General features: G+C 62.2%; 8 protein-coding genes, 1 tRNA gene, 2 rRNA genes and 1 pseudogene (1 of these 12 cut by a window edge). 8 read left to right on the top strand and 4 right to left on the bottom strand.

Going from position 1 to position 8,266, the window contains the following annotated elements; all coding sequences use genetic code 11:
- The 4 genes from GNT64_RS16520 to GNT64_RS22030 all read left to right on the top strand — a co-directional run.
- Positions 1 to 1,739: ribosomal RNA gene (locus GNT64_RS16520) — 23S ribosomal RNA — on the top strand; it begins 1,053 nt to the left of the window's first position.
- A gap of 113 nt (positions 1,740 to 1,852) precedes the next feature.
- Positions 1,853 to 1,967 (top strand): 5S ribosomal RNA (gene rrf / locus GNT64_RS16515).
- 72 nt (positions 1,968 to 2,039) lie between these two features.
- A tRNA-Met gene (locus GNT64_RS16510) sits at positions 2,040 to 2,116 on the top strand.
- A gap of 184 nt (positions 2,117 to 2,300) precedes the next feature.
- On the top strand, positions 2,301 to 2,609 hold the full coding sequence (locus GNT64_RS22030; protein ID WP_231639057.1) for a hypothetical protein: 309 nt from the start codon (positions 2,301 to 2,303) through the stop codon (positions 2,607 to 2,609).
- 33 nt (positions 2,610 to 2,642) lie between these two features.
- On the opposite strand, the pseudogene GNT64_RS22025 reads toward GNT64_RS22030, so the two are convergent.
- A pseudogene (locus tag GNT64_RS22025) lies at positions 2,643 to 3,728 on the bottom strand (recombinase family protein); the annotation flags it as partial.
- A gap of 260 nt (positions 3,729 to 3,988) precedes the next feature.
- Between GNT64_RS22025 and GNT64_RS16500 the strand changes: the two are divergent.
- Positions 3,989 to 4,201 carry a hypothetical protein gene (locus GNT64_RS16500; protein WP_156680510.1) on the top strand — a complete coding sequence of 71 codons (213 nt, stop codon included), beginning with the start codon at positions 3,989 to 3,991 and terminating at the stop codon, positions 4,199 to 4,201.
- A gap of 31 nt (positions 4,202 to 4,232) precedes the next feature.
- Here GNT64_RS16500 and GNT64_RS16495 read toward each other — a convergent pair whose 3' ends face one another.
- Positions 4,233 to 4,460: a hypothetical protein gene (locus GNT64_RS16495; protein WP_156680509.1), complete on the bottom strand. Its 228-nt coding sequence runs from the start codon at positions 4,458 to 4,460 to the stop codon at positions 4,233 to 4,235.
- A gap of 265 nt (positions 4,461 to 4,725) precedes the next feature.
- Positions 4,726 to 5,067, bottom strand: coding sequence for a response regulator (locus GNT64_RS16490; RefSeq protein ID WP_231639056.1), 342 nt, complete (start codon positions 5,065 to 5,067; stop codon positions 4,726 to 4,728).
- Between the two features lie 160 nt (positions 5,068 to 5,227).
- Here GNT64_RS16490 and GNT64_RS16485 point away from each other — a divergent pair, with 160 nt between their 5' ends.
- Entirely contained in the window at positions 5,228 to 6,322 is a 1,095-nt protein-coding gene (locus GNT64_RS16485) for a sensor histidine kinase (RefSeq protein WP_197277045.1), read from the top strand.
- 425 nt (positions 6,323 to 6,747) lie between these two features.
- Here GNT64_RS16485 and GNT64_RS16480 read toward each other — a convergent pair whose 3' ends face one another.
- On the bottom strand, positions 6,748 to 7,221 hold the full coding sequence (locus tag GNT64_RS16480) for a helix-turn-helix domain-containing protein (protein WP_156680506.1): 474 nt from the start codon (positions 7,219 to 7,221) through the stop codon (positions 6,748 to 6,750).
- 393 nt (positions 7,222 to 7,614) lie between these two features.
- Between GNT64_RS16480 and GNT64_RS16475 the strand changes: the two genes are divergently transcribed.
- Positions 7,615 to 7,938, top strand: a complete 324-nt coding sequence (locus GNT64_RS16475; protein WP_156680505.1) for a TrbC/VirB2 family protein — start codon at positions 7,615 to 7,617, stop codon at positions 7,936 to 7,938.
- Positions 7,939 to 7,965: 27 nt separating this feature from the next.
- Entirely contained in the window at positions 7,966 to 8,253 is a 288-nt protein-coding gene (gene traL / locus GNT64_RS16470; protein WP_156680504.1) for a type IV conjugative transfer system protein TraL, read from the top strand.
- Positions 8,254 to 8,266: the final 13 nt, after the last annotated feature.

Raw genomic sequence — 8,266 nt, 5'->3', positions numbered from 1 at the left:
GTGGGAAAGCATGTGGGATCTCCAAAACAACCAGGAGGTTGGCTTAGAAGCAGCCATCCTTTAAAGAAAGCGTAACAGCTCACTGGTCTAAACAAGAGATCCTGCGGCGAAGATGTAACGGGGCTCAAGACACGCACCGAAGCTTAGGGTGTGGATTATTCCACGCGGTAGCGGAGCGTTCCGTACGCCTGCGAAGCGGTCTGGTAATGGGCCGTGGAGGTATCGGAAGTGCGAATGCAGACATGAGTAGCGATAAACAGGGTGAGATGCCCTGTCGCCGAAAGACCAAGGGTTCCTGCGCAAGGCTAATCCGCGCAGGGTGAGCCGGCCCCTAAGACGAGCCCGAAGGGGGTAGTCGATGGGAACCACGTTAATATTCGTGGGCCTGGTGGTGTGTGACGGATCATGTGTGTTGTCATCCCTTATCGGATTGGGATGGCTTCGAAATGGTTCCAGGAAATAGCCCCACCGTATAGACCGTACCCGAAACCGACACAGGTGGTCTGGTAGAGTATACCAAGGCGCTTGAGAGAAGTGTGCTGAAGGAACTCGGCAAATTGCCTCCGTACCTTCGGAAGAAGGAGGCCCCATGTAAGCGCAAGCTCTCATGGGGGGCACAGGCCAGGGGGTAGCGACTGTTTAGCAAAAACACAGGGCTCTGCTAAGTCGGCTTCAAGACGACGTATAGGGTCTGACGCCTGCCCGGTGCCTGAAGGTTAAGTGGAGATGTGCAAGCATCGAAATGAAGCCCAGGTAAACGGCGGCCGTAACTATAACGGTCCTAAGGTAGCGAAATTCCTTGTCGGGTAAGTTCCGACCTGCACGAATGGCGTAACGACTTCCCCACTGTCTCCAGCACATGCTCAGCGAAATTGAATTCTCCGTGAAGATGCGGAGTACCCGCGGTTAGACGGAAAGACCCCGTGCACCTTTACTGCAACTTCAGAGTGGCATTGGACAAGAACTGTGTAGCATAGGTGGGAGGCTTTGAAGCATCGGCGCCAGCCGGTGTGGAGCCAAAGGTGAAATACCACCCTGTTGTTGTCTAATGTCTAACCTGCGCCCGTGAAACCGGGCGAGGGACCCTCTGTGGTGGGTAGTTTGACTGGGGCGGTCGCCTCCTAAAGAGTAACGGAGGCGCGCGATGGTTGGCTCAGGCCGGTTGGAAACCGGCTGTTAGAGTGCAATGGCATAAGCCAGCCTGACTGCGAGACTGACAAGTCGAGCAGAGACGAAAGTCGGTCATAGTGATCCGGTGGTCCCTCGTGGAAGGGCCATCGCTCAACGGATAAAAGGTACGCCGGGGATAACAGGCTGATAACCCCCAAGAGCTCATATCGACGGGGTTGTTTGGCACCTCGATGTCGGCTCATCACATCCTGGGGCTGGAGCAGGTCCCAAGGGTTTGGCTGTTCGCCAATTAAAGTGGTACGTGAGCTGGGTTCAGAACGTCGCGAGACAGTTTGGTCCCTATCTGCCGTGGGCGTCGAAATTTGAGAGGAGTTGACCCTAGTACGAGAGGACCGGGTTGAACGTACCTCTGGTGGACCTGTCGTCGTGCCAACGGCGCAGCAGGGTAGCTATGTACGGACGGGATAACCGCTGAAAGCATCTAAGCGGGAAGCCCCTCGAGATAAGATTTCTCAGAGCGGTCGAAGACCACGACCTTGATAGATCGGATGTGGAAGCGCGGTAACGCGTGGAGCTAACCGATACTAATCGCTCTATTCGCGCTTGAGAGTCCCGCCATCACCGACAGGGCCGATAAACCCCGTCGCCCGTGACAACGGATGAACAGGCTCAGCAGACACCACTCGATTTCCAGAACCCTGTGCACGCGCCGGCCCCATAGCTTGGTGGCCATAGCGTCAGTGACCCACCCGATCCCATCCCGAACTCGGCCGTGAAACCTGACTGCGCCGATGGTACTATTGCTCAAGCAGTGGAAGAGTAGGGCGCCGCCAGGCTTTGCGGCCGGCGCATGCACAGCACAATGTCATCCATACCCTTCCGCGGGACCACCCCGCACCACACCTCACCGCGGGGTGGAGCAGCCCGGTAGCTCGTCAGGCTCATAACCTGAAGGTCACAGGTTCAAATCCTGTCCCCGCAACCATCTCAACTTGCGAAAGCCCCTGTCCATCCGGACGGGGGCTTTTCGCGTTTGAGGCAATCGCGAGGATTCCGGCGAGATCCCCCTGCACGTCGACCGCCAGTCCTTCATCGTTTGGGGTTAGCACGATTGCGGAGATCAAAGCCCTGAGCGTGTCTGCGGCCTTCAGCCGTGCCGCTTCCGGTCCATGCTGAAGCAGCTCGTGCAGTTCGCCGACTTGGCGCCGGTAGAAGTTCGCCATTTCGGGATGAAGAAGCGGGGACGGCTCGCTAGCTTCGGCAAGGAAGGCCTCCAGGTCGCGCTTGCGCTGCTCCATGACCAACATCTTCGCGTTCAGGCGATCGGCCGCTCCGCCCCGCAGGATCATATCGACCAGCCGATCCAGGTCACGATCGATCTTCTTGACCTCGGTATCAGCGGACTCGATCGCTTCCCGGCCCGCGGACCGCATGCGGTTCATCTCGCGGGTGAACTCCTGGCAGAATTCGGCGAATAGCTCCGGCTCCATGAGATGGTGACGCAATGCGTCCAGCACGCGGACTTCGAGCGCATCTCGCCTGATGTTCGTTCGGTTCTCGCACGTACCCTTGTTGCGGGCTGTCGAGCACCCGAGGAGGTCGGTGGAGATCATGGCGTAGCCTCCGCCACAGATACCGCAGCGGGTAAGACCAGAGAGAAGGTACCGTGGCCGCCGACGGGTGTTGACCTGAGCCGCTTCGCTCGAGGCCGCTCCGTCTTCGCGCAGACGTAAGCCGGCCTGCCTCGCTTTCACAGCTTCCCACAGCGTATCTTCAACGATCTGCAGCTCAGGTACGTTCTGAGTGATCCATTCCTCCGGCGGGTTCAGCCGGGCCTGACGCTTGCCAGTTGCTGGGTCCTTGACGAAGCGCTGGCGGTTCCAGACGAGCTTGCCGATGTAGAGCTCGTTGTTGAGGACGCCCGTACCGCGCTTCGGATTGCCGTTGATCGTGCTGAAGCCCCAGTCGCCTCCGCTCGGTGCGGATATCTTCTCGCGGTTGAGTTCCACCGCGATGCGCTTCGCCGATTTGCCGGCGGCGTAGTCGCTGAAGATGCGACGGACGACCGCAGCTTGGTCGGTGTCGATCGTTCGGTCGCCGCGGACAGCCTCACCATGGGCGTCGAACTGCTTGACCACGGTGTAGCCGTAGGAGTTGCCGCCGCCAGACTTTCCCTGCTCGACGCGGCCGCGCAGACCGCGCCGCGTCTTGTCCGCGAGGTCCTTCAGGAAGAGGGCGTTCATCGTGCCTTTCAGGCCGACATGGAGCTGGGTGACCTCGCCTTCGGACAAGGTGATGATCTTCACGTCGCCATAGACCATGCGCTTGAACAGGCCGGCGATGTCCTCCTGGTCGCGCGACAGGCGATCCATTGCCTCGGCGAGGACGAGCTGGAAACGGCCGCTCAGCGCGTCAGCGATCATCGCCTGAATGCCGGGGCGCAGGAGCGACGCGCCGGAGATCGCGTGATCGGTATATTCCTCGATGATCTGCCAGCCCTGGCGCTCGGCATGCGCACGGCAGACGCGGAGTTGATCGGCGATGGAGGCGTCGCGCTGTGAGTCGCTCGAGTAGCGCGCGTAGAGGGCAACCTTCACGAGGGTTCTCCTGCTTCGGTCGGGAGGCGCCGCGGGCGCGCTCCTTTTTGTCCCGGCATTGTATCGTTGAGCCGCGCAGCAAGCCAGAGCCCGCACAAACCCGATCAATTCAAATACCGTGGCCTTCGACGCCGGCAGCTGATCAGCCGTCGCGGCCGATCTCGCCAACGGCGGGCCGACAGAGGTCGCGAATCCGGGTGAGGCCTGCTATATTGTTGGCAACCGAAGCCGTTGAGCGGCGGACACACAGGAGAGCGATAATGGAGCGAATTTTCCCGTGCGCCCTGCTGGCGTGCATCATCGAAGGCAGACTGCCTCGACCTCAGGAACTGGAGTACGTAACCGACCGGGTCCTGAGGGAGGCGTTCGGCGCGAGCGCGGCTTATGGTCGACGGCACGCCGCGGCACTGGCCCGTGCCGCGCTCGGCGGCGTGGGCGCGGTGAGGCCCGAGGCCGACGCGGTCGCGGCATAAGCGCGCCCCGCATCGCCGCTGCGCGCGCCGGCTACGCCTTTGGCGCGGGGCGCTCCGCGAGCTCATGCTCGAGGCTCTCGATGAGCGCATTAAGCTCCGCAAGCTCGACCCCGGCGGCATTGCCCCGGGCGCGACGGCCCTCGTGCAGAAGCTCGCGCCAGAAGGCGATCGTGTCGGGATAGACGGGGTGGCCGCGAAGCCGCTGCGCGCTGGCGATCGCCAACTTCAGATTATTTGCGATCGTTCCGTCTATCTTCATGGCCGGTGGGTAGCATGGTTGACGATCTGTGCCAGCGGGCAGGGCGGACGCGCGACGAGCGATGTGCCGGATCGTGAAATCATATCGCACTATGGGAGCGCCTCCGCACCACCCCTCCGCACACCGGCGTTGGGCTCAAAAGCTCAAACTCGAGAGACTGTGAGGGGATTGGCGTCCGCGACCAGCGTTATACTTCCCTTTTGCAATCCTGCTGAAGTCCGCCAATCGCGCGCCGAAGGCGTTCAACATTACGCGCGACCTTCGCTCAGTCGAGTGTCATTTCGTGGAACACCCGGATGATCTCGTCGCGATTGATCGGTTTTCGGAAAATTCGTTCTGACGGATCGCATGGTCTGCAATCTTCCGGGGTCGCGGTTATGAAGATCACCGGAACCGGACCAAGGAGGCGGTGGATCTCGGCGACGGCGAGGGGGCCGGTGCCCTCCAGCAACTTCACGTCTGAAGTCATGAACGCTGGACGATGCGCGATCGCGGCCGAGACGGCTTCGTCCTGTGTTACGGCAAAATCGACCGACGTGGCACCGCCTTCCTCGAGCAGATCCTGTATGATCATCGCAATCAGCGTCTCGTCCTCGATAATCAGCACGTGGCACACAATCTCAGCTCCTTCTTGAGATATTAGAACGTGTTAGCTCCGGGCTCGGGCCCGTCGCTGACGTCCCATCGGTGCCCGCCTCGACATTTCCGGATTTTCGGGGCATGCTGTCTCTTCGCTCCCTATGATCCTCGACGGAGGCGAAAGCCCCATGACATTCGCCGACGCCATGCTGGACAAGGAAGCGCAGCGGATTGCGGCCGTCAGGCGCTACGATGTGCTGGACACGCCGCCTAATGGAGCCTTCGACCGGATCACAGCGCTCGCCGCGCGGCGCTTCGGTGTCCCGATCTCGATCATCAGCATCGTCGACGAGGACCGCATCTGGTTCAAGTCGCACCACGGACTGTCCGCCCAGCAGATCGATCGCGGTCCCGGTCTGTGCGCATCGGCGATCCTGGCCAACGACCCGTATCTGCTGCCGGACGCGAGCCTCGATCCGCGATCGCTCGCCAATCCGTTGGTCGCCGGCGACTTCGGCTTGCGCTTCTACGCCGGCATCCCGCTCACCACGAGCGACGGCTACAATCTTGGCACTCTCTGCGTAATCGACAAGGAGCCGCGGCCGATAGACGAGAGCCAGATCGAAGACCTCAAGGATCTCGCCTCGATCGTGATCGACCATTTGGAGATGCGCCTCTCGGCGCAACACGCGGTCAGTCAGGCCAAGCTGATGGCGAGGGAGATCGACCATCGCGTCATGAACAGCCTGCAGTTCGTCTCCGGGTTGCTGGCGATGCAGAGCCGCACGCCCGACGTCGGCCCAGCTGCATCCCACCTCCAGTTGGCGGCAAACCGGGTGGCGGCTGTCGCCCAGGTCCACCGCCACTTCTACGCCGACGAGGCTGACGAGGCATCGTGCATCGCCTTCCTGCGGCGGCTGTGCGAGGATCTTGCGACAATCCTGGGCCGATTGATCGTCGTGCATGGCGACGATGGCAAGGTTCCGACGACGTGGATCCAGCCGATCGGCCTGCTCGTCAACGAACTAGTGACGAACGCCGCGAAACACGGCGCCGGTCGTATTGACGTCACCTACGCCCACGAAGCGGGCGAACACCGCATCGTCGTGTGCGACCAAGGCGAAGGCTTGCCCGCCGACTTCGATCCCGCCGCCGCCGCCAAGAGCCTCGGCATGCGTGTAGTTACCTCACTGGCGCGGCAGCTTGGCGGAACGCTGTCGGCCGCCGACCGATCGGATGCGAAGGGTTCCTGCTTCACCGTGAGGTTTACGGGCAGCGCCTGAGCCAGAGCGCCTCCAATCGTTCATAGACGGAACGCCGTCTCAGCAGGGAGCTGTCGGCCTCGGCGGTCGTTCAGACGGACCCTTCAGAGCCTCAGTCCGGCGCGAGCCCGCTCAGCGCGGCAAATGCCTTGCTAGGGCTTCGCATCTTCGTGGGGCGGCGCCGGCGCGCGCGCCTTCTCCGCATCGGCGATGTATCTGTGGGCGGCGCAACGGGCCAGAGCCCGGACGAACTTGATCAGTCGCTCGTCTGCCTCTCCCAAACTGGTGTGAAGACGCAGCTTCCCGGTCGTTGCTTCGTCGGTCGTCTGGGCAGGTTCCAAATTGCGCATGGAGCGTGCTCAATGCCTGTCGCGTAGTGTCCGCCCTTCCGGACAACGCGTTTTTCCTTTTCGCTCCCCAGCGTTTGGTCGTGAGCGATCCGGCGATCACCCGCCAGCGGGCTGAAAACTTCCGAGCCGCTCCTCGCGCTCGATTATATCGTGGATGTGGTGCGCGATGCGCTGCGCGACGAAGCGCGCCGCCTGCGCGCCCCACCTCGGATCGATCCGGTCCCGAATTTCACCGATCTCGGCCGTAAGCGCATCGGGCAGGGCGGCGATCATCGTCTCGAGAAACGCGGCCGATCCGGAGCGCGCCCAGTCGGTCGCGAGATCCTGGCGACCAAATAAGGCAAGCGTCAGCGTGCCGCGTGCCGGCAGACCGGTCTCGTGCAGGATGGTTGCGGCCTCTTCCAGGCTCATGTGGCGCGTGCCCTTGAGAGTCCGGTTGAGTTGATCTTTCGAGAGCCCGACGCGCGCGACCAGATCGCGCTGGCTGACGCCGCTTTCCTCAACGAGGTCGGCGACGACGGCGTGCAACGGCGCCGTGGTGAAGGGGGGCGGATCGGCGGTGGTGGACACATGACTTCTCCAGCTATCGAGTCGCGGCCAAGGTAGCGCGAAGCCAGAGTGTAGGAAAACAAAACAAGAACATCCTAGATAAGCGCCGTGTTCCCACGCGCGGAGGCCCGCTGGGATTGCCTCAAGATAAGCTCGTTCTCCTTGCGAATCACCCCAGGATCGGACCCGCGACAAGTGTCGCGGAGTCGTCCGATCCTTGGGCCAGTTTCCGCGACGGACGTCGCGGGAGCATAGGAAAATACCAAGCGATACCGCGACGGCTGTCGCAAATTCCGCGACGCGGATGGAAATATGTTCGCTGAATGTTCCTTTCTGTTGAAGCCGGGGGTGAGCGGCGTGAGGTGAGTGGGCGGTCGGTGTTCGACCGCGCCGACACCCACGGAGACCCTCCCGATGCTGACCATGAAGCTCCCGCTGACCCGAGCCCGGCTCGGCCGTGCCAGCGACTATGTCGTACCCGCGGCCGCATTGCTGCTCTGTGCCAGCGCCGCTTATGCCGGCGCCGACACCACCTTCGGCCCGGCGCTGACGAAATTTACTGACTTCCTCGAAGGCTCGGGCGGGAAAATCATCGCCGTCCTCAGCCTCGCCGGCGGCCTGATCGGCATGGCGTCGGGCCGCTTCACGCTGGCGCAGGTGGCGGTGCCCGTTGCGGTCGGCATCGGCGTCGGCACCGGCGTACCCATCGTCACCTCCACCGTCACCGCACTCATCTGAGCGCGGGAAAGAGGGCGGAGTGACGCGATGTCGGACAAGTATTTCATTCCCCGGCGGCTCGACGATCCCGAGCTCATTGGTCTCTGGACCCTTGATGAATTCATCGGTCTCGCAGCGCCGTTCGCCTGGGGAATCCTCTCCCAGCACATCCTGTTGGGCATCCTGGGCGCCGGGGGCGTCTGGTTCGCGCTGCGAAAGGCAAAAGCAGGGCGCGCCACCTCCTGGGTCATCCACGCGGCCTACTGGTATCTGGGAGCGGGCTTCGTCCGGCTTCGCGCCACTCCGCCCTCCCATTGCCGTCGGCTCGCCGGCTGAGGGGAGGGGGCTC

The organism is Sphingomonas profundi, assembly GCF_009739515.1.
Taxonomy (GTDB): Bacteria; Pseudomonadota; Alphaproteobacteria; order Sphingomonadales; family Sphingomonadaceae; genus Alterirhizorhabdus; species Alterirhizorhabdus profundi.
The sequence above is the reverse complement of the archived record's forward strand: the minus strand, read 5'-3'. Positions and strand labels throughout refer to the sequence as shown.

What these genes read in the sequence shown, in the direction of transcription:
- GNT64_RS22030 (WP_231639057.1), top strand. Translation starts at nt 2,301, where the DNA reads ATGCTGAAGCAGCTCGTGCAGTTCGCCGACTTGGCGCCGGTAGAAGTT.
- GNT64_RS16500 (WP_156680510.1), top strand. Translation starts at nt 3,989, where the DNA reads ATGGAGCGAATTTTCCCGTGCGCCCTGCTGGCGTGCATCATCGAAGGC.
- GNT64_RS16495 (WP_156680509.1), bottom strand. Translation starts at nt 4,460, where the DNA reads ATGAAGATAGACGGAACGATCGCAAATAATCTGAAGTTGGCGATCGCC.
- GNT64_RS16485 (WP_197277045.1), top strand. Translation starts at nt 5,228, where the DNA reads ATGACATTCGCCGACGCCATGCTGGACAAGGAAGCGCAGCGGATTGCG.
- GNT64_RS16475 (WP_156680505.1), top strand. Translation starts at nt 7,615, where the DNA reads ATGCTGACCATGAAGCTCCCGCTGACCCGAGCCCGGCTCGGCCGTGCC.
- traL (WP_156680504.1), top strand. Translation starts at nt 7,966, where the DNA reads ATGTCGGACAAGTATTTCATTCCCCGGCGGCTCGACGATCCCGAGCTC.